Source organism: Stenotrophomonas sp. 01N47 (genome assembly GCF_056399165.1).
On record NZ_JBFTQU010000004.1, the window covers coordinates 167,000 to 190,521 of the forward strand.

The window sequence follows — 23,522 nt, forward strand, 5'->3', positions numbered from 1 at the left end:
CTGTCGCGGCCGCTCGTTTACGCTGTCCGTTGGCGGCGTTGGCCATGCAGGGAAGGGATGCTGTGTTGAGGATGCTGCGGTGGTTGGGCTGGGCAATGCTGGGTCTTCTGGTGATCGCCATCGCGGCATGGCTGCTGTCGAGGTTCTGGCCGTTGTCGGCCGCCCAGCGGGAGGATGTCCGCCTTCTTGAAGCTGCGCATCGCAGCGAGGGCAGGAACGGCTTCGCCCTGCTGTGGACGCTGCCCTTCGATGGGCTGGACCTGGCCCAGCGTGAGGCGGCATTGGCTGAAGATCTGCAGCAATGGCAGACGGCGCCCGCGCAGGCGTCGCAAGCGTCGGTGCTGGCCGCCAGGCACGCACCGTTGAATCTGGATGGGGCAGGTCGTTGTGCAGTCGGGTCGGTCGGCTGCCTGGCACAGGTACGCAATGATCCGCAGCGCTTCGCTGAGGCCCACGCCGGGCATGCCGGCCTGCACGAGCGACTGGCCCGGATGGCGGACTATGATCGCTTCGACTCCCCGTTCCGGCCCAGCGGAAACGAGCTCCTGCCTCTGCCGGCGTACACGCCGCTGTTGGATGGTGCCAGTGCGCAGGCATTGGCCTATCTGCAGGGCGATGTTGCCGGTGCCGTCGAGGGAGGCTGCAGATCGGTTCGATTCGGGCGGCGGATGATGCGCACCGGCAGCACGCTGATGGACAGCATGATGGGCGCTGCCGTGGTGAGGACCCATGTCGCGTTGCTGGGCGACATGCTGGTTGAACAATCACCGGACTTTGTACTGCCCGCCTCCTGCGAGGCGGCGCTGCAGCCGCTGAAAGCCGACGAGCAGAGCCTGTGCCAGGCGATGCAGGGCGAATTCGCGATGAACAAGGCGGCCATCGAGGCGTCCACGCAGACAGCAGGCAGCCGCCTGCTGCTGGATCGCGACCACACCCTGGCCCGGATCGCCGGCAACTTCGGCTGGGCGTGCCGGCCTGCCGCAGCCCAGGCGCTGGCGGCCGACGTCCCGCTCACTGCGTCGCAACCACTCGGATGGGATGTGCGCTGCATGGCCAATCCGCTGGGATGCACATTGAGCGCCATCGCCGGGCCGCACTATGCGCCGTACGCGGCGCGCAGCCAGGATACGGCGGCGATGATCCGCCTGCTCGGCGCGCAGCGGTGGCTGCGGCAGCAGCCCGGGCCACCCGCAGATGCACTGGCACGGTTGCCGGCGCAATGGCGTTCGGACGCCCGTACGCCAACACTGTCTGCCGATGGCCGCTATGTGCAGGTACTGCGGCGCGGACCCGCGCGCGAAAGCGAAGGCCCGTATCAGTCGATGCCGTTGCGGGTTGATTGACCCGCGCTCAGCCGCCGTCGCCGAGTGGATTGAACGCCCAGCCATCACCGACGCTGTCCAGCGTCCAGCGCCTGCGGTCACGCAGGGTCTGCCAACGCACCTGTTCCTTGTCGTCCTGCATGCTGCCTTCGGTCAGCTTCACCTTGCCGGTGGAGAAGTTCACGCTGAGGCCCTCGGTCTGCCCGGAATTGCGCATCATCGAGTCGCGGTCGTAGCCGATCAGCGCGAAGTCGCCTTCCTGCCAGCGGAACGTGAAAGTGGTGGTGCCCATCGACCAGCTGCCCGCGCTGGAGAACGAGTACAACCCTACCCGCAGTGCGCCGCGCTGGATGGACACGCCGGTGCCTTCGGCCAGTGCATCGCTGAGCACGGGCGAGTCCGGCCGCGGAATGAGCGTGTGGTTCTGCGCGGCCAGCACGTAACCGGACGGTCGCGCGAAGGCGATGGCGAGGATGCGCGGGTTGCTGTCATACGGCGAGGGGCCAAACCCATCGTGTTCGATGATGTTGCGCGGGTCCTGCTGGCGCAGCACCAGCGCGAGGTCTGCGCGCCCGTCCTGGTCGAGGTCGCCTTCGATCCTGTATTCCAGCGTCCAGCCGGCAGGTACGAAACCCTCGGCCGTGGCGGCGTGCGCGGGCACGGCGGGGTAGCGCACCGGCGGCACGTCCAGTGCAGTGGCGGCGAAGGGCAGGGCGGTCAGTGCCGCCGCAAAGGAGAAAAGGCGCATTGCAGCCTCCATGGCAGGGCTGCAGAGGATAGCCGGGCGTCAGCCGGCCCGCTTTACCGTGCGTGTGGCTTCAAGCGCACATAGACCTGCTTGCGTACCTGCGCGACCACCTCGCCAGCTTCGTCGACCACGTCGTTGCTGAACCAGCGCAGCACTTTTTCGCCACCGGCCGCCGCCGTGCGCAGTTCATCCAGCAGTGCATCGTCGATGCGGAAAGACGTGCGTACTGTGCCTCGACCGGGCTTGAGGAAATCGATCGCACCGGCGCGATCCCAGACGTAATAGTCGCGGCCCAGGGTGTGCATCAGGCCCAGCATCCAGAACGGATCGGTCATTGCGAACAGGCTACCGCCGAAGTGGGTGCCGACATAGTTGCGGTTCCAGGGGCGCAGGCGCAGTTCCACGTCGATCTGCCGGTAGTCCGGGGTGATCCGGGTGACATGGATGCCGGTGAACAGGAACGGTGGCCACAGGTTGATGCCGAAGCGGAACGTGCTGGCTTTCATGCGGGAACCGGGCAGGGGACGGGGCACCCAGTCTAACCATTCGCATGCGTATGTTGTAGCCCGCAGCAACTCCGACAGGCCTGCCGGGCGCTACGGCGCGGGCGGGCCGCCGTCGATCACATAGCCGTCGCGGCCATTGTCCTTGGCCCGGTAAAGCGCGTTGTCGGCGCCTTCGACGAAATGATGCGGTTGCAGGTCGCCGTCAGGCACACGGGTGTAGACGCCGATGGTCAGGGTGACGCCTGAATTGCTGCCATCGCCGGGCGGCGGCAGGGCGCGGATGCAGGAGATCAGGTCTTCGATCACCTGCCGTGCGCCTTCAACCGGGGTGTCGGGCAGCACCAGTGCGAATTCGTCGCCGCCGTAGCGGGCAGCCATGTCACGCGGCCGCCGGGCATGCGCCTGGATCAGGCGGGCCACTTCGCACAGCACGCGATCGCCGACCTGGTGGCCATGGCGATCGTTGTGATGCTTGAAGTGGTCGACATCGATCAGGGCCAGGGTCAGTGGCTTGCCACTGCGGCGCGCCGCATCGCATTCCTGTTGCAGCGACTGCTCGAAGCGCAGTCGGTTACCGAGTCCGGTCAGCGCATCGCGGTTGGCCTGGCGGTGCCAGGAGGCGATCCGCCAGGTCGCCCACGCGGTCAGTACCAGCACGATGCCGAGCAGGGCGCTGGCCGGCGCCCACCAGAGGCTGCCGGTGCGCAGCAGCAACCAGCTCAGCAGCGGCGCAGCCGGTAGCGAGCACAGGGCAACCACCCAGGGCAGGCGCAGCCCGAGCAGCAGCACGCACATGGCCACCAGCAGGCCGGCCAGGGCGTCCTGCCAGGCGCGGGGCAACACGTCGATCTGCTTGTCCTGCAGCAGCATCGAGGCGATGTTGGCCTGGTACTCGCTGCCGCTCATCCAGTATTCGCGGGTGGTGGGGGTCAACAGGCGGGTGGTGATGCCGCTGGCCGTCATGCCCACCACGATGCGCCTGCCACGCAGCATCGAGGCATCCACGCGCCCTTCCAGCACATCGGCGTAGGACACCTGCGGCAAGCGTTCCGGTGGCCCGGCATAACGCACGCGCACGTAATCATTGCGGCGCCATTGATAGGGCGAGTCCAGCGCCGGGTCAGGGTCGGGCAGGCCCTGTGCGCGTTGCGGTGGCAGTCCGGTCAACGCCAGACCGAGTGCCGGCCAGTGTGCCTGGCCGATGCCCGCATGCAGGTAGACCCCGCGGGCGACACCATCGCCGTCGACTTCAACGTCACTGTGGCCGATGGCGGCGGCGCTGGCGGCAATCAGCGGGATGGGCAGCATTTCCTCGGCCATGCGGTCGCCGGCAGCCGGTGCGGCCAGCACCGGCAGTACCACACGGCCGTTGCGACGGATCGCCGCTGCCAGCTCGGCATCCTGGCGCGCATCGCGACGGTCGGGCTCGGACAGCATGAGGTCCAGCGCGACGCGCTCGGCACCGGCGTCGGTCAAGCGGTCCAGCAGGCGGGCATGCATCGAGCGCGGCCACGGCCACTGGCCCAGCCGCTGCAGGCTGCCTTCGTCGATGGCCACGATCAGCACGCTGGGGTCGGGGCGGTAATCCCAGCTGCCGACCATCAGGTCGTACGCGCTTTCGTCCTGCCGCCACAGCCACTGGCCATGGCTGACCACCGCCGTCGCTACACCCGCCAGCAGGGCCAGCAGGATCCGTCGCGACCACGGCAGCGGCGAGCGCCTCACAGCAACAGCCACAGCAGCAGGGCACCACCGCTGGCGCCGTAGCACAGGCGACACGGCAGCTTGACCTGCTGGGCGGGCGAGAACGGGCCAGCATGGCCGTCGTCATCGATGTACTGCACGCGGATGTGCAGCGTGCCGCGCCACGGGCGCTTGAAGCTGACCTGCGGTTGGTCGACGGTGGTATCGAGCAGCGGCGCGCTGAAGTCGCCGCCACGATCGACCTGCACGCGGTAGCGCTGCCCGTCGCTTCCCGCCTGCCAGCGCAGGGTCAGCTCGCCATCGGTGGCTTCGGGCGGTTGTAGTGCCGGGTCCACCGGTTCATCGGTCAGTTGCAGCGTCACTGCCTGGCCATAGCGACCCTGGTGGCCCTGGTCATCACGCGAAGCGACCCGCCAGTAGTACTGGCCGGGAGGTAGCGGCTGGCCCAGGCGCAGGTCGGTGCCGCCGGTGCTCTGCTCGCGCAGCGGCTGCAGGAACTGCGGCTCGTCGGCCACCTGCAGCACGCTGCTGCTGGCACCGGGCGCCTGGCTCCACTGGAAGCGGGGACGGTCGCTGTTGACCGTCTGTCCCTGCAGCGGGGAAATGGTCAGCGGCGGTGGCGGCTGGTCGCCGAGGACGAAATCCTCGCTGGCATCCAGGCCTTCCACATCTTGTGCATCCACCGCCCGCAGCAGCAGGCGCAGCGTTCCTGGCGGCAGCTCGCCGATCACCAGCCGGGTGTCGGCGGTGTCGGCGGCAAACAACAGGATTTCCGGGGTGGCGGCCTGCACCACTTCCACCCGGTAGCGGTCGGCGCCGGTCACCGGCTCCCACGCGAGTTGGGCCGGCAGGGCTCCCAGGCGGGTCGAATCGGCACGCAGGCGCGGTGCCGGCAGCAAACCGGAAACCGCTTCGGGCGCCGTTCCGCTGCCGGCGCTGCGGCTGGCCTGGCCGGGGTGCACCAGACGCTGGCCATGCGGGTTGCCGACCTGCACCTTGCCCTCCAGTACCTCGGTGGCACCGGCATGTGCGTCATCGCCGGCACTGACCCGGAACACGGTGCCGCGCACGCTGCTGGTGGCCGTGGGGGCATCGATGATGTAGCGCGAGGCCGGCCCGCGCGCAGGGGTTACCCGGTTGCTGGCGCGCCCCTGCTGCAGGCGCAGGCGGGTATCGACCATGCCGGTGTGGCCATAGCGGCTGAGCTGGTCCAGGCGCAGGCGTGAGTATTCGCGCAACTGCAAGCGCGACGCATCGGCGAACTCAAGGGTGATGCTGGAATCGGCCTTGGTCTGGATCGCATCGCCGATGTGCAGCTGTTCGCCTGCGCGCACGGCGCGGCTGCTGCTGCCATCGGCCGCGCTCAGCTCAACCTGCCCACGCACGGCCAGTACCCGCGCCGGGGCGGGCTCAACGCGCAGCCAGCCGATCGGGAAGCGCAGCAGTTCACCCGGCGGCAGCCGGTACGGGTTGTCGATGCGGTTGTGCTGCTGCAGCTGCTGCCAGCCGACGCTGGGCTTGAGGTAGGCCGCTCCCAGATCCCACAAGGTATCGCCGGGGCGGACCCGATAGTTCCAGTCCTGCGCGCCGGCAAGCGCCGGCCACAGGCAGAGGGCACACAGCAGTGTGCGCAGGAAACGCATGATGAAAGACGACGAGCGGCCAACGGTCACGGATAGCTGTCCCGGCAAAGCGGGGGCGCAGCTGCAAGACCCCATGGCCCCGACCTCATCCCCCCGAACGGATCGTGGCGGCCCTGGGGGCCACCATCGCGGGCATTATTGCCCGCGTTCAGTGCAGGGATTCTGAACGATGCCGGTGCCGTTCAGAACAGCAGGGAGGCCATCCGGCGCCGCGAACGGCCGACCAGGTCTTCATCGGCGATGACGTTGAACGCATCGATCAGGGCCTTGCGCGGCAGTCCTTCCTGGAAACTGCGGTCGATCCGCAGCATCTCGAGGAACTGTTCCAGCGCAGCTTCGTCCTCGCCGGCCAGCAGCAGCTGCACACCCCGCAGGTGGCGTGCCTGCAGATCCTTGCCGTCGGCGGCGATGCGCGCATCCAGCTCCTCGGCGGGCGGGGCATCCTTCAGCGCGGCGGCGAAGGAGAGCCGGGCGCGGCCACGCACGGCGCGGTCATCGGTGGCCAGGTTGGCGGGCAGGGCATCGATCAGGGTAGCGGCCTCGTCCACGCCGCCGACCTGCAGCAGCGCCAGGGCCAGGTCGAGCTTCAGCTCATCCTTGTCCGGCTCGGCGGCGATCTGCGCGCGCAGCACGTCCACCTGTGCCTGCGGGTCCAGCGGCGCTTCGTCTTCGGCAATGGTGTCGCTGACATCAGCCGGCACAACGCCATGCTGGGCCAGGAATTCACGCAGCTGGCCTTCCGGCAGGGCGCCGGGGAAGCCGTCCACCAGCTGCCCACCCTTGACCAGGAATACGGTGGGCACCGAACGGATCTGGAAGGCCGCAGCGATCTGCTGTTCCTTGTCCACATCGACCTTGGCCAGCTCGAAGGCACCGTTGTATTCGCCGGCCAGCTTCTCCAGCATCGGGCCGAGGGTCTTGCACGGTTCGCACCAGGTCGCCCAGAAATCCACCAGGACCGGCGTCTGCAGCGACTTCTGCAGCACTTCCGCCTCGAAGGTGGCAGTGGTGGCATCGAATACGTAGGTCGTCTCGGTCATGGGGCATCGTTCGGCATCTGGAGACCGATTCTATGGTGACGAACCTTGCCGGTCTCAACCCTGCGGTCACGCCCACCATGAAATCGCGGACGGCTTGGCGCAGGTGCCAGCTGCCGTGACAATGGCCTGATGTTCTCCTGAAGAGTGGCTGCGATGTCCGTGGTTCGGCTGGATCGTTGGGTAGGCGTGCTCGCCGCAGCCCTGTTCGTGCTGTCGGTGGCCGGCTTCGGCGCGGCGCTGCCGGACTATTCGCAGGCGATGCATCCGGTGACCTGGCTGGGCGCGCACGGCATCCCCCATGCGCTGGGCTTCAACCTGTTGGGCCTGGTGCTGCCGGGTGCACTTGCGGTGGTCGTGGCCGAGCGCCTGCGCCGGCAGTTGCCGGTGGACGCCGCCTGGACGGCACGCGTGGGCAGCCAGATGCTGCTGCTGGCCGGTCTCGCCTTCATCGCGATGGGCCTGCTGCCGCTGGATTTCGAAGATCAGATGGGCATGCAGGGCCCTGCCAGCAAGCTGCACGCCAGCGTGTGGATGGTCTGGGCACTGGCCTTTGTCGCCGGCAGCGTGATGCTGGGCGCGGCGCGGCTGCGGCATTCCGGCGGGCGCAGGCTGGGCCTGCTGTCGTTGGCCTGCGGAATCGGTGCCGGTCTGCTGGCGTTCGGCCTGCCGGGGGTGCTGCCGGCGGCGCTGGCGCAGCGGCTCGCCTTTGCCTGCTGGGCGCTGTGGCTGGCCCTGGCCCTGCCCCTGTCGCGCAGGCGCTGAGACGCGTTCCACCGCCACGCCGCGCGCTGGTCCGGCAGGCGGGATTGGAGCCATTTGCCGCACTGCGGTACGCTGTACCGCTTTGCCGCCGCAACCGCGTGTTACATGACCAGCGTCGAACCCAACGTTTACGATCCGCAGCAGGTTGAATCCGCCGCCCAGAAGTACTGGGACGCTACCCGTGCCTTCGAGGTCGATGAAGCCTCGGACAAGCCGAAGTACTACTGCCTGTCGATGCTTCCGTATCCGTCCGGTGCGCTGCACATGGGCCACGTGCGCAATTACACGATCGGCGACGTGATCAGCCGCTACAAGCGCATGACCGGCCATAACGTCCTGCAGCCGATGGGCTGGGACGCATTCGGCCTGCCGGCGGAAAACGCCGCGATCAAGAACAAGACCGCGCCGGCCGCCTGGACCTACAAGAACATCGACCACATGCGCAGCCAGCTGAAGTCGCTGGGTTATGCCATCGACTGGTCGCGCGAGTTCGCCACCTGCCGCCCAGACTATTACGTCCACGAGCAGCGCATGTTCACCCGCCTGATGCGCAAGGGCCTGGCTTACCGCCGCAACGCGGTGGTGAACTGGGACCCGGTCGACCAGACCGTGCTGGCCAACGAACAGGTCATCGACGGCCGCGGCTGGCGCTCCGGCGCGCTGGTGGAAAAGCGTGAGATCCCGCAATGGTTCCTGCGCATCACCGACTACGCCCAGGAACTGCTGGACGGCCTGGATGAGCTGGATGGCTGGCCGGATTCGGTCAAGACCATGCAGCGCAACTGGATCGGTCGCTCCGAAGGCCTGGAAATCCAGTTTGACGTGCGTGACGTCGATGGCGCCGCACTGGATCCGCTGCGCGTGTTCACCACCCGCCCGGATACCGTGATGGGCGTGACCTTCGTGTCGATCGCCGGCGAACACCCGCTGGCGCTGCATGCCGCGAAGAACAATCCGGAACTGGCCGCGCTGCTGTCGGAAATGAAGCAGGGCGGCGTGTCCGAGGCCGAGCTGGAGACCCAGGAAAAGCGCGGCATGGATACCGGCCTGCGCGCCGTGCATCCGGTTACCGGTGCCCAGGTGCCGGTGTGGGTCGCCAACTTCGTGCTGATGGGTTATGGCACTGGCGCGGTGATGGCCGTACCGGGCCACGACCAGCGCGACAATGAATTCGCCAACAAGTACAACCTGCCGATCCGCCAGGTCATCGCGCTGAAGTCGCTGCGCAAGGACGAGGGCGCCTACGACGCGACGCGCTGGCAGGACTGGTACGGCGACAAGACCCGCGAGACCGAACTGGTGAACTCCGACGAGTTCGACGGCCTGGATTTCCAGGGCGCCTTCGAAGCGCTGGCCGAACGGTTCGAGCGCAAGGCCCAGGGCCAGCGCCGGGTGAACTACCGTCTGCGCGATTGGGGCGTGAGCCGCCAGCGCTACTGGGGTTGCCCGATTCCGGTGATCTACTGCGACAAGTGTGGCGCGGTGCCGGTGCCGGAAGACCAGTTGCCGGTGGTGCTGCCTGAAGACGTCAACTTCGTCGGCACCGGTTCGCCGATCAAGGCCGATCCGGAATGGCGCAAGACCACCTGCCCGGACTGCGGCGGCGCGGCCGAGCGTGAGACCGACACCTTCGACACCTTCATGGAGTCGAGCTGGTACTACGCGCGCTACACCTCGCCGGGCGCCCGCGATGCGGTCGACAAGCGTGGCAACTACTGGCTGCCGGTGGACCAGTACATCGGTGGCATCGAGCACGCGATCCTGCACCTGATGTATTTCCGCTTCTACCACAAGCTGCTGCGCGACGCGCGGATGGTGGACAGCAACGAGCCGGCGCGCAATCTGCTGTGCCAGGGCATGGTGATTGCCGAGACCTACTACCGACCGAACCCGGACGGCTCGAAGGACTGGATCAACCCGGCCGATGTGGACGTGCAGCGCGACGAGCGCGGCCGCATCACCGGCGCCACCCTGATCGCCGACGGTCAGCCGGTGGTGGTCGGTGGTACCGAAAAGATGTCCAAGTCGAAGAACAACGGCGTGGATCCGCAGGCGATGGTTGGCAAGTACGGCGCCGACACCGTGCGTCTGTTCTCGATGTTCGCTGCACCGCCGGAACAGTCGCTGGAATGGAACGAAGCCGGCGTGGACGGCATGGCCCGTTTCCTGCGCCGCCTGTGGGCACAGGTGCAGAAGCACGCTGCCGAAGGTGCCGCACCGGCGCTCGACGCGGCCGCGCTGGATGCCAGCCAGAAAGCCCTGCGTCGCAAGACCCACGAGACCATCGGCAAGGTCGGTGACGACTACGGCCGCCGCCACAGCTTCAACACCGCCATTGCCGCTGTGATGGAACTGATGAACGCGCTGGCCAAGTTCGAGGACGGCAGTGAACAGGGGCGCGCTGTGCGCCAGGAAGCGCTGCAGGCCATCGTGCTGCTGCTGAACCCGATCACCCCGCATGCCAGCCACGCCCTGTGGCAGGTGCTGGGTCATGGTGAAACGCTGCTGGAAGACCAGCCGTTCCCGCAGGCCGACAGCAACGCGCTGGTACGCGACGCGCTGACCCTGGCCGTGCAGGTCAACGGCAAGCTGCGTGGCACCATCGAGGTGGCGGCCGACGCCGCGCGTGAGCAGATTGAAGCGCTGGCGCTGGCCGAGCCGAACGCGGCCAAGTTCCTGGAAGGCCTGACGGTGCGCAAGATCATCATCGTTCCCGGCAAGATCGTGAATATCGTCGCTGCCTGATGTACCTGGCACCGGCCGCCATCGTGGCGGCCGGTGCGTTGTCGCCACGCCGGGCGCGCCCGGCCGATGGCCCTGCGTTCACGCGGCCTCGGGCACCCTGTCTGTTGCCGTGATCGCCCGGCTCCGCCAGACTGTCTACATGACCCGAATCCTGCTTGCCCTCGTTCTCGTCCTCGGCCTCGCTGGCTGCGGTTTCCACCTGCGCAACAAGCTGATGCTGCCGTCCGACACGGCGCCGGTGAAGGTGGTGTCCACTGCGCCCTACAGTGAGCTGGTCAAGCTGTTGAACCGCAGCCTGCTGGCATCCGGTGCGCGCTTGGCCGATGAGGACAGCAAGGGCCCCAATGCCCAGCTGCAGGTGCTGTCCGAACGCTGGGGCGACCTGCCCATCGCCATCGACTCGCAGGGCCGCGCGCAGGAATACAGCCTGCGCTATGCCGTGATCTTCATCTTCCGCCGCGAAGATGGCAGCGAACTTGTGCCGCAGCAGGTGATCGAACTGTCGCGCGACTACGTGTCGCCGCCGACCGACGCTACCGGTACCACTACCGAGCGCGAGATCCTGGCCGATGAACTGCGCCGGGAAATGTCGGCCTCGATCATCCGCCGCATCGACAGCGTGGTCCGCGCCGAACTGGAAAAGGGCGGCAGCCTGTCGGCGCCGAAGCCGGTCGAGCACGATCCGGTCGAGCCCGCACCCGCCGTCCAGCACTGAGCCGGGCGCCTGATGGAACTGCGACCGGAACAGCTGGCCGGGCAGGGCGCTGACACGGCGCTGGCGCCGGTCTATCTGATCGCCGGTCCGGAAACGCTGCGTGTGCTGGAGGCGGCTGATGCCGTGCGTGCCCGTGCACGTGCGGCTGGCATCGACGAGCGCGAAGTGTTCGATGCCGATGGACGTGATTTCGACTGGAACCAGCTCGACGCCAGTTTCCACGCCCCCAGCCTGTTCAGTGCCCGCCGCCTGGTGGAAGTGCGCCTGCCCAGTGGCAAGCCGGGCAAGGACGGCGGTGAGGTGATCAGCCGGTTCTGCGCCAACCCGGCGCCGGACGTGATCCTGATGATCACCGCCAACGAATGGAGCAAGGCCCACCAGGGCAAATGGGCCGAGGCGGTGAACCGCGTCGGCGTGCTGTCGGTGGCCTGGGCCATCAAGCCGCATGAGCTGTCGGACTGGATCGAACGGCGCCTGCGCAGCAGGGGCCTGCGCGCCGAACCGGCGGCCGTGCAGCGCTTGGCCGAACGCGTGGAAGGCAACCTGCTGGCGGCTGCGCAGGAGATCGACAAGCTCGTATTGCTGGCCGACGGCCAGACCCTGGACGTGGAACGGATGGAGTCGCTGGTGGCCGATGCTGCCCGCTACGACGTGTTCCGGCTGGTGGAAGCCACCTTCTCCGGCCAGCCCCAGGCGGTGCTGAGGATGCTGGCCGGGTTGCGCGGCGAAGGCGAGGCCGTGGCCGCGCTGATGCCGATCGTGATCCGCGAGCTGTTGGCCGGTGCCGGCCTGGCACGGGTACAGGCACGTGGCGGCAATCTGGCGGCGGAGATGAAATCCCGCGGTATCTGGGAATCGCGGCAGGCGCCCTACAAGCGCGCGCTGCAGCGGCACCCGGAAGGCAAGCGCTGGGAGCGTTTCGTTGCCGAAGCAGGGCTGGTTGACCGCATCGCCAAGGGCCGCGCAGACGGCGATGCCTGGCTTGCACTTGAGCGCCTGCTGGTGGCGGTAGCCGAGGCGCGTGCGGTGCGCCTGCTCGCCCGGGCCTGATCCATGAGCCTGCGGATCTACTACGGGGGCACCTTCGACCCGGTGCATCTGGGCCATCTGGCAATCGCGCGCGCCGCACGCGATGAACTGCAGGTGGCGGTGCGCATGCTGCCTGCCGCCGACCCGCCGCACCGCGCGGTGCCGGGCGCGACCGCCGAACAACGCTGCACCATGCTCGGCCTGGCCATCGGTGATGAGCCGGGCCTGCTGCTGGACCGTCATGAGCTGGATCGGGCTGCGCGCTTTCCCGGCAGACCCTCCTACACGGTCGATACCCTGCGCGAACTGCGGGCCGAACTTGGCCCCAGCCGCCCGCTGGCGTGGCTGGTGGGGGCCGACAGCCTGCTGGGCCTGCCCAGCTGGCATGAGTGGCAGGCGTTGTTCGGGCTGGCCCATTTCATCGTCGCCGAGCGTCCGGGGAGTCCGCTGCGGGCCAGCGTCGACGGCGCGCTGGGGCAGGCCACCGAGGGGCGCTGGGCCGACAACGAGCAGGCCTTGTTTGCCAGCCCGGCCGGCCGCATCCTGCGCCTGCACCACCCGCTGCGCGAGGAATCGGCCAGTGCCGTGCGCGCCCAGATCGCCGCGGGCGGCCCCTGGCGGGCCATGCTGGCACCGGCGGTGGCCGACTACGTTTCTGGCCACGGCCTGTACCGCCCCGCCACCTCGTGAATACGGTTGCCGCGCTGTGCCCGTATAATCGCCCCCACGTTTATCGAGTCGACCCGCTTTGAGCAACCAGACCCAGCCCCAGACCATCAAGGTCGATCTGCCCAGCCCGCCGCCCTCCGTGCCGGAACTGCTGGCCAGCGTCCGTCAAGCCACCGAAGACCTGAAGGCCAAGGACCCGGTCGAGATCGACGTACGCGGCAAGTCCAGCGTCGCCGACTACATGGTGGTCGTATCGGGTACTTCGACCCGCCATGTGAAGTCCATCGCCGACGAAGTCGTGCGCTTCGCCAAGAACATCGACGTCATGCCGCTGGGTGTTGAAGGCGAGCGTGAAGCCGAATGGGTGCTGGTCGACCTGGGCGACGTCATCGTGCACGTGATGCTGCCGCGCGTGCGCGAGTTCTATGCGCTCGAGCGCCTGTGGACCGTTGGCGACCAGCCGCCGTCCTACGACGACGACGAAGTGGCCTGAGCCATTCGTTGATGCAGTTTTCGACGGCGCCGATGGCGCCGTCGACGTTTTGGAGGAATGTTGATGAAAGCCCGCCTGATCGCCACCGGCGAACGCGCGCCCAGTTGGGTGGCGCAGGGGTTTGCCGAATACCAGAAGCGGCTCTCGCACTGGCTGCCCTTCGAGCTGGTGGAGATCGAGCCCGGCCTGCGTGGCAAAGGGCGCGACGCACGTCGCGCCACCGAAGACGAAGGCAAGCGGGTGATCGCTGCGTTGCCGAAGAACGCCTACGTCGTTGCACTGGACGTACCGGGCCGCCAGCTCAGTTCCGAACAGCTGGCGCAGCGCCTGGAGCATTGGCGCGGACAGGGCAGGGACCTGGCGTTCCTGATCGGTGGCCCGGAAGGGCATTCGCCGGAAGTGTCTGCGCTGGCCGATGAAAAGTGGTCGATCGGCCCGCTGACGCTGCCGCACATGCTGGTGCGGCTGGTGGTGGCCGAGCAGTTGTATCGGGCTGCTGCGATGTTGGCCAATCACCCCTACCATCGGGCGTGAAGAGTCGTTATACTGGCGGTCTGCCCGAATAGCTCAGCCGGTTAGAGCACTTGACTGTTAATCAGGGGGTCGTTGGTTCGAGTCCAACTTCGGGCGCCACATTCAAGAGGCCTGCATCGCAAGATGCAGGCCTTTTTTGTTGTGTCGCGCCGTGCAGTCGCGTGCGGCGGTAGATCCACGCCATGCGTGGATGCATCGCGCGCGATCTTTCGAGCGGACTCGACTCTACACTGCAGGTCCATCACGTGGATGTTGACGATGCGCGCCCGCTTTGCATTTCTCCTGCTGATGGTCCTGCTGCCATCTACCGCATCTGCAGTCGCGCCTGCCACCTGGCACCCGCCGGCCGGTGCCACCGAATTCCCTCTTTGGCCGAATGGGAAGGTGATGACACCGCCGAAGCTGAAAGGCCGCGAGCAGGTCAGCGAAACCGTGTCCAAGGCCAGTGGCGAGCGCTGGATGATGCTGCAGAACGTGGCCGTGCCCACGCTCACCGTGTTCCCGGCGAAAGGCTCGCCCAACGGCACGGCAGTGATGGTGATACCGGGTGGGGGCTACAACGTGCTGGCGATGGACCTGGAAGGCAGCGAGATCTGCGATTGGCTGACCGCGCAGGGCGTCACCTGCGCACTGCTGAAGTATCGCGTACCGGCCTCGGGACCGAACTGGGATCGCGAATGCAACTGCCGCGACATTCCGGCCGTGCCGATGGCCTTGCAGGATGCGCAGCGGGCAATGGGCCTGCTGCGTGCGCAGGCCGCGCGCTGGAAGATCGATCCACAACGGTTGGGCGTGATCGGCTTCTCGGCCGGCGGCCATGTGGTGGCGGGGTTGAGCACGCATGCGCAGCGCAGCTATGCACCGCTGGATGTGGCCGATGTGCAGTCCAGCCGGCCGGATTTCGCGATGCTGCTGTATCCAGGGCATCTCTGGGTACGCAAGGATGATTCGCTGGAAAAAGACATCGTGGTCGACGCAAAGGCGCCGCCGACGTTCATCGTGCAGGCCGCCGATGACCCGACGGACGATGTCCGTCACGCATTGGTCTATCACCGCGCACTGATCGAGGCCGGCGTGCCGGTTGAAATGCATCTGTTCGCGCACGGCGGCCACGCGTTCGGCCTGCGCCTGAAAGATGCGCCGGTGTCGGCATGGCCCAGTCTGGCCGAACGCTGGATGCACGACATCGGCATGCTGACAAAGCACTAGCGCCGGCAGTGGCTCGGCCTTACAAGGTCAGCGCGCCGCGCGAGAACGCCACCAGCGTAGCGATCGCCACCACCAGGATCGCGCCGAACAGCACCCATTCCCAGCGCGTGAACACCCGCTCGCCGCGCTGGCGCCGGGTCAACGCGTACAGCACTACGCCCGGCACATACAGCAGCACCGACAGCAGCAGGTTGTCCAGGCCACCGGCATACACCAGCCACAACGCATAGGCGCTGGCCAGCAGCGCGACGATGAAGTCGCGCCAGCGGGCGCCGGTCGCGCTGGCGTATGCCTCGCCCTGCCAAGCCAGCTTCACGCCGAATGCGCTGGACAGGAAGTACGGCACCAGGCTCATCGACGCCGCCAGCAGCACCAGGCTGGTATAGCTGCCCGAATTGAACAGCACCAGCAGCAGGAACAACTGGATCAGGCCGTTGCTCAACCACAGCGCATTGGCGGGCACGCCGCGCGCGTTCTCGCGGCCGAGAAAGGCCGGCATCGTGCCATCGCCAGCGGCGGCAAACAGCACCTCGGCGCACAGCAGCACCCACGCCAGCAGCGCGCCCAGCACCGAGATGATCGAGCCGATGATGATCACCGTCGCTCCCCATTCGCCAACGATCGCGCGCAGCACATAGGCCATCGAGGGATTGGGCAGGCCGGCCAGTTCGGCCTGCGACAGCACGCCCATCGACAGCAGGCTGACCAGCACCAGCAGCAGCCACACGCCGATGAAGCCGATCACGGTGGCGCGGCCGACATCGGCGCGCCGTGCTGCGCGACGCGAATAGATGCTGGCGCCTTCGATGCCGATGAACACCCACACGGTGACCAGCATCATCCCGCGCAGCTGCTGGCCCATGTCACCCAGCGCGGGAGCGCCGAAGAAGTCGGCGCGGAACACGTCCATGCGGAATGCGCCGGCCGCCAGGATCAGGAACAGCGCGATCGGCACCAGCTTGGCCACGGTGACCAGGCCATTGACGATCGCCGCGGTGCGCAGGCCGCGCAGTACCAGCAGGTGCACGGTCCACAGCAACAGGGACGATGCGGCAATGGCGGCCGGTGTATTGCCTTCGCCGAACAGCGGCGCGAAGTGGCCGAGACCGCTGAAGATCAGTACGAAGAAACTGGCGTTGCCGAGTACCGAAGCGACCCAGTAGCCCCAGGCGGCGGAGAAACCGATGTAGTTGCCGAAGCCTTCGCGCGCGTATGCATAGATGCCGGTGTCCAGGTCAGGGCGGCGATTGGCCAGGGCCTGGAACACGAAGGCAAGCATCAGCATGCCGGCACCGCTGACCGCCCAGCCGATCAGCGCGGCGGCCGGACCGGCGCTGCGCGCCACGTTCTGCGGCAGCGAGAAGATGCCGGCACCGACCATCGAGCCGACCACCAGTGCGGTCAGTGCGGCCAGGCCAAGGCGTTGGTTGGAAGAGGACATCACGTGCGCCGCAGGTATCGGGGTATCCATGATGGACGCTGTCGCGTACGGAAAAAAGCAAAGGCCCGGGCGCGAGCCCGGGCCTTTGCAGGTAAAGCGGCAGCAGTATTACTTGAAGGTGTACTTGAAACCGACGGTGTAATAACGGCCCAGCGCACCGGAGAAGTGCATCGGGTTGTAGTTCACGCCGCCGTAGGTGGTCGGGTCGAGCGGGGCGATGCGGTCGAACACGTTCGCCACCGAGGCGTTGAGTTCGAACGAATCGTTGATGCTCCAGCGACCGGACAGGTCCATCGTGGTGAACGAAGAAATCTTCTTCACCGGCTCGCCATCGGCGTAGAAGGCCAGGTAGTCGCCGCCTCGCTTGTCCTTGTTCTCCATCTTGCTGATGTAGTTGGCAACGGCGCTGACGCTCCACGGCCCCTGCTTCCAGGTGGTGCCGAAGTTCACCTTGTCCTTCGGCGTGCCGATGCAGTTGGTGACATCGCAGTTGCCGTGGGTACCCACGTAGTCAACCGTGTCGCCACCTTCGGTACGCTCGAACTTCAGGATGTGGCTCCACTGCAGGTCCAGCTCCAGCTGGCCCGGGCCGATATCGAAGGTCTGGCGGATATCGGTATCGATACCGCGCACGCGCGAGGAGCTGGCATTCACGTAGGCGGTGTTGACTGCCAGGATGGTGCCGCTGTTGGCCACGCCATTGAGATCGTTGCTGTCACGCAGGACGTTGCCGGCGAGGATCGCCGCCGAGGTGCTGCCCTGCACGATTTCGTTGGTGCGCTTGATCTGCCAGGCATCGACGGTCATCGAGGTGGACGAGGTCGGCTGCAGCACGATGCCGACCGAGTAGCTCTTGGACTCTTCCGGCTTCAGCAGCTTGTTTGGCTTGGTGATGATCGCCACCGAGTTTGCGCCGCACTCTGCCGCGTTGTTGCCGCTGATCTGGCAACGAATCGGGTCGACTGCGGTGGAGAAGGCGGCCAGGCCACCGTCACCGTTCTCGGCCGGGTTCGGCGCGCGGAAGCCTTCGGCGTAGCTGGCGCGCAGGGCGATCCAGTCGGCCGGGGTCCACTTCACGCCCAGCTTAGGCGTGGCCTTGCCTTCACCGCTCTCGTACTTGTCGTAGCGCATGGCGGCTGACAGCTCCAACTGCTCCAGCACCGGTGCGGACAGTTCGACGTAGCCGGCGTACACGTTCTGGGTGCCGTCGTAGGCCGAATAGCCCAGGCCAATGATGTCGCCGGTGTCGGTGAAGGTCTGCGGGGTCAGGCTGTTGCTGGTCTTGCGCCATTCGGTGCCGAACGCCAGGCCGAGCGGGCCACCCTTCAGGTCCATCAGGCTGCGCGACATGGTGAAGTCGAACATGTCCAGGCTGGACTTGGCGCGTGCACTGATCATCGGCGAGATGAAGTCGTACAGCGCCTGCGAGTTCTGGCCGGCGTTGTCGCCGATGCGCCACACGCCACCGGCGCAGTTCGGGTTGGCCAGCGCACAACGCACGTTGTCGTAGTTGAGGAAGCCGGTGCGCTTGTTGGTCAGGTCGGTGCCCGAATGCAGGTAGGCGGTGTCGTAGCTCCAGTCACCCCAGTTGCCCTTCACGCCAACCAGGAAGCGATTGAACTCGTTGGTGTTGTCGGTAACGCGCGGGCCGACGTCCCAGGCCGAGTAGCGCAGGCGCACCGGCGCACCGGTTGGGTTGTCCGGGTGGGTGGCACCGAGCGTGGTTGCGCCCGAGCCGCTGTTGGCGTTGACCGGGCCGCCGGGGTAACCCCAGCCGCCGGATACGCCGGACGGGGTATTGCTGAAGATCGTCTGCTTCTTCGAGTAGCCGATCTCGGTGTAGACCTCGCCGCCTTCACCGAAGGCGAAGCTGGCGCGACCGAACACGTTGACGTACTTCTCTTCCGGGATCAGGTCGCGGTACTGCTGCGCCGGATCGAACAGGCAGCCGTCGGCGGCGATGCTGGCCGGGGTCTGGCCACCGATGGTGGTCAGGCCCGCGCAGCCGGGCAGGGGAACCAGGTGGCCGGTGGCATCCAGGTAGGAGCCGTTCGGACCGGAACCGCCCGAGGTGCCGCCACGGGTGTACGCGCCGCCCAGGAACTGCGCGGTCTTGTCATAGCCCCACTGGCGGGTGTCGCCGGTGCCGATCCACTTGCGGTTCTTGCGGTCGCTGATCTTGATGGCGTCGGTCTTGCCGACGTCCAGGCTGAAGAATGCATTCCAGCCGTCGCTGGCCAGGTCGCCGGTACCAGCGGTCAGGGTCGCCTTCTTGGCGTCGCCGTCGCTGTCGCCGGACAGGCCGTAGGAACCACGCAGGATCACGCCCTGGAAGTCGCTGCGCAGGATGATGTTGACCACGCCGGCGATGGCGTCGGAGCCGTAGATTGCCGAGGCGCCGTCCTTCAGCACTTCAACGCGTTCGACTGCGTCGAGCGGGATGGTGCTGAGGTCGGTGAACACCTTCTGGCCGTCATCGGCCAAGCCATAGGTGGCCATGCGGCGGCCGTTCAACAGCACCAGCGTGGAGCCGGCACCCAGGCCGCGCAGCGAAATGCCGGCGCCGCCGCCGGCGAAGCCGTTGCCGAAGGTCTTGGGAATGGAGCCGGCACCATCAGCGGTGATGGTCTGCAGGTACTCGGCCAGCGAGGTCTTGCCGGTGCGATCGATTTCCTGGCGGGTCACCACCTGCACCGGCGACGGTGTCTCGGTGTTGGTGCGCGGGATGTTCGAACCGGTGACGGTGATCCGGTCAAGGTTGGTGGCCTGTTCCTGCGCGAATGCAGAAGAGGAAGCCACGGCTCCGGCGAGCAGCAGGGCACCGCCGGTGAGGATATGGGTGATGGACGTTGCCAGGTGGTTGCGGCGGCGGCTGGCGGGCCGTTGGATCGGGTGTTTCACAGCTTCTCTCCTGACTGGAAAACTCGAGCATTGAGGGCTGTCTCCGGTGTGTCCCGGGACGCGTCAATCTAGGTTTCCGGCAGGTGACGAAGGTGTGAAGTTTTACTAAATTCGTAACGGTTTTCCAACGAAGTTCAAATAACCGGGCAGATTGGCCCTGTTCCGGCCCATTCACCGTTACTGCCGGCCCGGCAGGTGCCGGGCCGGCCCAGGGCTCAGTTGGGCAGGGAGAACTGCACCGGGACCATGCCGATGGCCGGAACGGCCATGCCATCACGCTCGGCCGGCACGAAACGCCAGTGGCGCAGCACCTGCTGGCGGGCGGCCTGGTCCAGGCTGCGCGAGCCGCTGCTGCGTTCGATGCTGACGTTCACCGGCTGTCCGCTGGGGTCCACCTCCACCCGCAGCAGCACCGTGCCCTGTTCGTGATTGCGCAGGGCCTGGATCGGGTAGCTGGGCGGCGGGTTGCTGCGGTACTGCAGCTGGGCGCCGGCCAGCGGCGTGGACGGGGCAATGGTCGGCGCAGCCTGCACCGCGGTCGGCTCGGCCGCCGGCAGGATGATGCCCTGGGCCTCCTCGACGGTCGCGGTGGGCGTCGGCAGCGGTGCGGGCACCGGCGTGGCCTGCCGCTTGTGCACCACCTCCACCTTTTCGGGATCGGTTGGCAGCGGTGCCGGCGGCTTCGGGTCTTCCTTCGGAATGAACCGGATCGTGGTCTGGTCGCGGGGAAGTGCGGTGACGGCCTGGTAGGTCGCCGGGATCAGCAACAACAGGAACGCGAGCAGATGCAGGGCGATGGCCGCACTCCAGGCGGCAACGCGGGCGGGATCGAAGTGCAGGGGTACTACGGGATACGTACGAACCATGGTCCACCTCCATGCCAGTGTCGAAGTCCTCAACGCACCAGGGCCGCCATCGGGGTTGCCGCACGCGGCTGGCAGTCAATCATTAGCGCGCCGCCTCCACCACTGCCTAGAGGCAGGGGCGACAGCGTTGAGCGGGCCTTCATGTAGCAAGGCGGGCACGGCGGCGGCGGAAATGAAAACGGCGCCCCGCAGGGCGCCGTTGCAGGAAGCGGGCAGGGACCTCAGCGGCCCAGTTCGAACACCACGTCCAGGTTCACCGAGACGGTCGATTCACCCGGGGCGACCGGGGTGGCCTTGTCCATTGCCATGCCGGCGGCCTGCGCACGCATCATCGGCATCGGGCGGAAACCGCCACCGGCGTTCTCGGAAATGCTGACAATGCGGCGCACCTGCAGGCCAAGCGACTTCGCATAGGTCTGGGCACGGGCCTGGGCCTTCTTCAGTGCCGCCAGGCGCGCTTCGTCATAGACCGGCTCGGGCTGGTCGATCTCGAACTGCGGGCCGTTGATCTGGTTGGCGCCCTGCGCGGCCAGCGCGTCCAGCACCTTGCCCAGCTTGGCGATGTCGCGGACCTTCAGGCTGACGGTGTTGCTGGCCTGGTAGCCGGTGATCTTCGGTGCTTCGTTGTCGGCATAACGGTACTGCGGGTTGAGGCTGACGCCGCTGGTCTGCACGTCGCGCTCGGCGATGCCGGCGGCCTTGATCGCGGCCAGGACCTTGTCCATCTGCTGGGCGTTCTGGCGCATGGCGCTGTTGCCGTCGGCGGTCTGGGTGACCACACCGGCCGACAGCGTGGCCACGTCCGGCACGCGGGTGGCTTCGGCGTTGGCCGAGATGTTCAGCAGGGTGCCTTCGGCCGCGGCGGCGATCGACGGCGACGACGGATCGGCATGGGCGGTCATCGAAGCTCCAAGGGCGAGGGACAGGGCAAGCAGCAGCGGGGTGGCGGTGCGACGCATGGGATCTCCTTGTTGTGGCGGTGAGGGTGGTGTCGTAGCGATGAACGCGTTGTGAGTCCGTTCGGGGTTGCAGGCGCCGGGGAAGGATTGTCCGACGATTCAGGTACCGGCGTCAGGTTATGCTGTGTCGATGCTCTATCTTGCTTCCCGCTCCCCCCGACGCAACCAGCTGCTGGCCCGACTCGGACACCCTTTCCAGGCCTTGGACCTGGAGGTCGTCGAGCAGCGCGCGGCCTCTGAAAGTGCCCAGGACTATGTCTGCCGGGTCGCCGCCGACAAGGCGCGCGCCGGCCTCGCACGGGTGCTGGCCGAGGACCCGCAGGCGCGGGTGCTGGGCTCGGATACCGAAGTGGTGCTCGATGGCGAAGTATTCGGCAAGCCGGCCGACGCGGCCGACGCGCGGGCGATGCTGGCACGGCTGGCCGGGCGCACCCATCAGGTGATGACCGCCGTGGTGGTGGTGGACGCGCAGGGACTGGACAGCGAACTGGTCGTTTCCGAGGTCACCTTCGCCGCCATCGAGTCCGCCGACATCGCTGCCTACGTCGCCACCGGCGAGCCGCTGGACAAGGCGGGTGCCTATGCCATCCAGGGCGGTGCCGAGCGCTGGATCGAACACCTTTCCGGCAGCTACTCCGGTGTCATGGGGCTGCCGTTGCTGCATACCGATCGTCTGCTGGCCCGCTGCGGCGTGCTGGCCCCAACTGCTGATGCCGCCAGGGAGGCTGCCGATGTCTGAGGAAATCCTGGTCAATGTGACCCCGCGCGAAACCCGGGTCGCGGTGATCGAGAACGGCATGCTGCAGGAACTGCACATCGAGCGCGGTTGGCGCCGGGGTGTGGTCGGCAACATCTACAAGGGCAAGGTGCAGCGGGTCATGCCAGGCATGCAGGCGGCATTCGTCGAAGTGGGCCTGGAGCGCGCCGCGTTCCTGCACGCCAACGACGTGGTGCGACCGGCGCCGGTGGCAAGCGCAGATACCGAGAACACGACCCTGCCGCCGCCGTCCAGCGTGCCGATCGTGGAGCTGCTGCGCGACGGCCAGGACATCGTGGTGCAGGTGGTGAAGGATCCGATCGGGACCAAGGGCGCACGCCTGACCACCCAGATCAGCATTCCCTCGCGCTACATGGTGCTGCTGCCGCAGTCGAAGGTGGTGGGCGTGTCGGCGCGCATCGAGGACGAAGGCGAGCGCGCGCGGCTGAAAGCGCTGGTGACCGAACTGTCGGCCCAGCACGGCGGCTACGGCTACATCGTGCGCACCAATGCCGAAGGCCAGCCGGCCGAGGCCATCGCCGAAGACATCGCCTACCTGTCACGGGTATGGAACGTGGTCGAGCGCCGCGGCCGCGAGGCGGCGTCGTGCAGCAACATCTATGAAGACCTGAGCCTGCCGCTGCGTTCGGTGCGTGACCTGATCCGCAAGGACGTGGACAAGGTGAAGGTGGACTCGAAGGAGACCTTCGCCCAGCTGCAGGCGTTCGTGGCCAAGTACATGCCGGTGCTGGCAGAGAAGATCGAGCTGTACAGCGGCGATCGTCCGATCTTCGACATGTTCGGGGTCGAGGACGAGATCGGCCGTGCGCTGGACAAGCAGGTACCGCTGAAATCCGGTGGCTACCTGGTGATCGACCAGACCGAGGCGATGACCACCATCGACGTCAATACCGGCTCGTTCCTCGGCCAGCGCAACCTGGAAGAGACGGTGTTCCGCACCAACCTGGAGGCCGCGCAGGCGGTGGCCAGGCAGCTGCGCCTGCGCAACCTGGGCGGCATCATCATCATCGACTTCATCGACATGGATGACGCCGAGCATCGCCGCCAGGTACTGCGTACCCTGGAAAAGGCGCTGGCCCGCGACCATGCCAAGACCACGGTGTACGACTTCTCGCCGCTGGGCCTGGTGGAGATGACGCGCAAGCGCACGGTGGAAAGCCTGGAGCGCCAGCTGTCGGAAACCTGCCCGCAGTGCAGTGGCCGCGGCACCATCAAGACCACCGAAACGGTGACCTACGAGATCTTCCGCGAGATCACCCGCGCGGTGCGCCAGTTCGATGCCGCGCGCCTGCTGGTTATCGCGTCCAGCAAGGTTGTGGCGCGGATCACCGATGAGGAATCCACGGCCGTGGCCGAGCTGGAGGAGTTCCTCGGCAAGAGCATCCGCTTCCAGGCGGACGAGCAGTACCTGCAGGAGCAGTTCGATGTTGTTCTGCTCTGATCCAGGCCGACTGTCTG

Annotated in this window: 20 protein-coding genes and 1 tRNA gene; 12 read left to right on the forward strand and 9 right to left on the reverse strand. The window is 67.0% G+C overall.

All coding sequences use genetic code 11. The annotated features are described in order from the left end of the window. Positions 1-95: 95 nt before the first annotated feature. Positions 96-1,343: a hypothetical protein gene (locus tag AC1DKR_RS08910; protein WP_312110847.1), complete on the forward strand. Its 1,248-nt coding sequence runs from the start codon at positions 96-98 to the stop codon at positions 1,341-1,343. Between the two features lie 7 nt (positions 1,344-1,350). Here the strand turns inward: AC1DKR_RS08910 and AC1DKR_RS08915 are convergent, their stop codons facing one another. The 5 genes from AC1DKR_RS08915 to trxA form a co-directional block, all read right to left on the reverse strand. After that, entirely contained in the window at positions 1,351-2,070 is a 720-nt protein-coding gene (locus AC1DKR_RS08915; protein ID WP_312110850.1) for a hypothetical protein, read from the reverse strand. 53 nt (positions 2,071-2,123) lie between these two features. Continuing rightward, positions 2,124-2,576 carry a DUF4442 domain-containing protein gene (locus AC1DKR_RS08920; protein WP_032975063.1) on the reverse strand — a complete coding sequence of 151 codons (453 nt, stop codon included), beginning with the start codon at positions 2,574-2,576 and terminating at the stop codon, positions 2,124-2,126. Positions 2,577-2,666: 90 nt separating this feature from the next. Next, positions 2,667-4,301 (reverse strand): CHASE2 domain-containing protein, encoded by a 1,635-nt coding sequence (locus tag AC1DKR_RS08925; protein WP_394198056.1) that lies wholly within the window; start codon positions 4,299-4,301, stop codon positions 2,667-2,669. Further along, a complete protein-coding gene (locus tag AC1DKR_RS08930) occupies positions 4,298-5,998 on the reverse strand; it encodes a FecR family protein (RefSeq protein WP_478032375.1) in 1,701 nt (566 codons plus the stop codon). Before AC1DKR_RS08930 ends, AC1DKR_RS08925 begins: the two co-directional genes overlap by 4 nt. Positions 5,999-6,105: 107 nt before the next feature. Continuing rightward, positions 6,106-6,963, reverse strand: a complete 858-nt coding sequence (gene trxA / locus AC1DKR_RS08935) for a thioredoxin (protein WP_447945413.1) — start codon at positions 6,961-6,963, stop codon at positions 6,106-6,108. 153 nt (positions 6,964-7,116) lie between these two features. On the opposite strand from trxA, the gene AC1DKR_RS08940 reads away from it, so the two are divergent. From AC1DKR_RS08940 to AC1DKR_RS08980, 9 genes are all read left to right on the forward strand, one after another. After that, positions 7,117-7,725: a DUF998 domain-containing protein gene (locus AC1DKR_RS08940; protein WP_478032379.1), complete on the forward strand. Its 609-nt coding sequence runs from the start codon at positions 7,117-7,119 to the stop codon at positions 7,723-7,725. Positions 7,726-7,830: 105 nt separating this feature from the next. Then, the gene (gene leuS, locus AC1DKR_RS08945) at positions 7,831-10,470 is read left to right on the forward strand and encodes a leucine--tRNA ligase (RefSeq protein WP_363732314.1); all 2,640 of its coding nucleotides are present in this window, start codon (positions 7,831-7,833) and stop codon (positions 10,468-10,470) included. Positions 10,471-10,609: 139 nt separating this feature from the next. Next, positions 10,610-11,185 (forward strand): LPS-assembly lipoprotein LptE, encoded by a 576-nt coding sequence (locus tag AC1DKR_RS08950; RefSeq protein ID WP_312787083.1) that lies wholly within the window; start codon positions 10,610-10,612, stop codon positions 11,183-11,185. A 12-nt stretch (positions 11,186-11,197) separates the two neighbouring features. Next, complete coding sequence (gene holA, locus AC1DKR_RS08955; protein WP_428705152.1) at positions 11,198-12,235, forward strand: DNA polymerase III subunit delta; 1,038 nt, start codon at positions 11,198-11,200, stop codon at positions 12,233-12,235. Positions 12,236-12,238: 3 nt separating this feature from the next. Further along, positions 12,239-12,904 carry a nicotinate-nucleotide adenylyltransferase gene (gene nadD, locus AC1DKR_RS08960; protein ID WP_313250792.1) on the forward strand — a complete coding sequence of 222 codons (666 nt, stop codon included), beginning with the start codon at positions 12,239-12,241 and terminating at the stop codon, positions 12,902-12,904. Positions 12,905-12,962: 58 nt separating this feature from the next. Next, on the forward strand, positions 12,963-13,376 hold the full coding sequence (gene rsfS, locus AC1DKR_RS08965; RefSeq protein WP_025879295.1) for a ribosome silencing factor: 414 nt from the start codon (positions 12,963-12,965) through the stop codon (positions 13,374-13,376). 63 nt (positions 13,377-13,439) lie between these two features. Next, positions 13,440-13,910 (forward strand): 23S rRNA (pseudouridine(1915)-N(3))-methyltransferase RlmH, encoded by a 471-nt coding sequence (gene rlmH, locus AC1DKR_RS08970; protein WP_025879294.1) that lies wholly within the window; start codon positions 13,440-13,442, stop codon positions 13,908-13,910. A 22-nt stretch (positions 13,911-13,932) separates the two neighbouring features. Further along, positions 13,933-14,009: transfer RNA gene (locus tag AC1DKR_RS08975), tRNA-Asn, on the forward strand. A gap of 159 nt (positions 14,010-14,168) precedes the next feature. Beyond that, a complete protein-coding gene (locus AC1DKR_RS08980) occupies positions 14,169-15,119 on the forward strand; it encodes an alpha/beta hydrolase (RefSeq protein ID WP_478032390.1) in 951 nt (316 codons plus the stop codon). A gap of 19 nt (positions 15,120-15,138) precedes the next feature. Here the strand turns inward: AC1DKR_RS08980 and arcD are convergent, their stop codons facing one another. The 4 genes from arcD to AC1DKR_RS09000 form a co-directional block, all read right to left on the reverse strand. Then, positions 15,139-16,560 (reverse strand): arginine-ornithine antiporter, encoded by a 1,422-nt coding sequence (gene arcD / locus AC1DKR_RS08985; protein WP_478032392.1) that lies wholly within the window; start codon positions 16,558-16,560, stop codon positions 15,139-15,141. A gap of 108 nt (positions 16,561-16,668) precedes the next feature. Continuing rightward, a complete protein-coding gene (locus AC1DKR_RS08990; protein ID WP_223496034.1) occupies positions 16,669-19,461 on the reverse strand; it encodes a TonB-dependent receptor in 2,793 nt (930 codons plus the stop codon). 215 nt (positions 19,462-19,676) lie between these two features. Further along, entirely contained in the window at positions 19,677-20,327 is a 651-nt protein-coding gene (locus AC1DKR_RS08995; protein WP_313250785.1) for an energy transducer TonB, read from the reverse strand. Between the two features lie 221 nt (positions 20,328-20,548). Further along, on the reverse strand, positions 20,549-21,286 hold the full coding sequence (locus AC1DKR_RS09000) for an SIMPL domain-containing protein (RefSeq protein WP_478032395.1): 738 nt from the start codon (positions 21,284-21,286) through the stop codon (positions 20,549-20,551). Between the two features lie 130 nt (positions 21,287-21,416). Here AC1DKR_RS09000 and AC1DKR_RS09005 point away from each other — a divergent pair, with 130 nt between their 5' ends. Then, the gene (locus AC1DKR_RS09005) at positions 21,417-22,025 is read left to right on the forward strand and encodes a Maf family nucleotide pyrophosphatase (RefSeq protein WP_080148327.1); all 609 of its coding nucleotides are present in this window, start codon (positions 21,417-21,419) and stop codon (positions 22,023-22,025) included. Next, positions 22,018-23,505, forward strand: coding sequence for a ribonuclease G (gene rng / locus AC1DKR_RS09010; protein ID WP_025879287.1), 1,488 nt, complete (start codon positions 22,018-22,020; stop codon positions 23,503-23,505). Before AC1DKR_RS09005 ends, rng begins: the two co-directional genes overlap by 8 nt. Positions 23,506-23,522 lie beyond the last annotated feature (17 nt).

Coding starts and splice junctions, on each gene's coding strand:
- AC1DKR_RS09005 (WP_080148327.1), top strand. CDS start 21,417: ATGCTCTATCTTGCTTCCCGCTCCCCCCGACGCAACCAGCTGCTGGCC.
- AC1DKR_RS08950 (WP_312787083.1), top strand. CDS start 10,610: ATGACCCGAATCCTGCTTGCCCTCGTTCTCGTCCTCGGCCTCGCTGGC.
- arcD (WP_478032392.1), bottom strand. CDS start 16,560: ATGTCCTCTTCCAACCAACGCCTTGGCCTGGCCGCACTGACCGCACTG.
- AC1DKR_RS08930 (WP_478032375.1), bottom strand. CDS start 5,998: ATGGGGTCTTGCAGCTGCGCCCCCGCTTTGCCGGGACAGCTATCCGTG.
- trxA (WP_447945413.1), bottom strand. CDS start 6,963: ATGACCGAGACGACCTACGTATTCGATGCCACCACTGCCACCTTCGAG.
- AC1DKR_RS08940 (WP_478032379.1), top strand. CDS start 7,117: ATGTCCGTGGTTCGGCTGGATCGTTGGGTAGGCGTGCTCGCCGCAGCC.
- AC1DKR_RS09000 (WP_478032395.1), bottom strand. CDS start 21,286: ATGCGTCGCACCGCCACCCCGCTGCTGCTTGCCCTGTCCCTCGCCCTT.
- nadD (WP_313250792.1), top strand. CDS start 12,239: ATGAGCCTGCGGATCTACTACGGGGGCACCTTCGACCCGGTGCATCTG.
- AC1DKR_RS08915 (WP_312110850.1), bottom strand. CDS start 2,070: ATGCGCCTTTTCTCCTTTGCGGCGGCACTGACCGCCCTGCCCTTCGCC.
- AC1DKR_RS08920 (WP_032975063.1), bottom strand. CDS start 2,576: ATGAAAGCCAGCACGTTCCGCTTCGGCATCAACCTGTGGCCACCGTTC.
- rlmH (WP_025879294.1), top strand. CDS start 13,440: ATGAAAGCCCGCCTGATCGCCACCGGCGAACGCGCGCCCAGTTGGGTG.
- AC1DKR_RS08995 (WP_313250785.1), bottom strand. CDS start 20,327: ATGGTTCGTACGTATCCCGTAGTACCCCTGCACTTCGATCCCGCCCGC.
- rng (WP_025879287.1), top strand. CDS start 22,018: ATGTCTGAGGAAATCCTGGTCAATGTGACCCCGCGCGAAACCCGGGTC.
- AC1DKR_RS08910 (WP_312110847.1), top strand. CDS start 96: ATGCTGGGTCTTCTGGTGATCGCCATCGCGGCATGGCTGCTGTCGAGG.
- leuS (WP_363732314.1), top strand. CDS start 7,831: ATGACCAGCGTCGAACCCAACGTTTACGATCCGCAGCAGGTTGAATCC.
- AC1DKR_RS08980 (WP_478032390.1), top strand. CDS start 14,169: ATGCGCGCCCGCTTTGCATTTCTCCTGCTGATGGTCCTGCTGCCATCT.
- holA (WP_428705152.1), top strand. CDS start 11,198: ATGGAACTGCGACCGGAACAGCTGGCCGGGCAGGGCGCTGACACGGCG.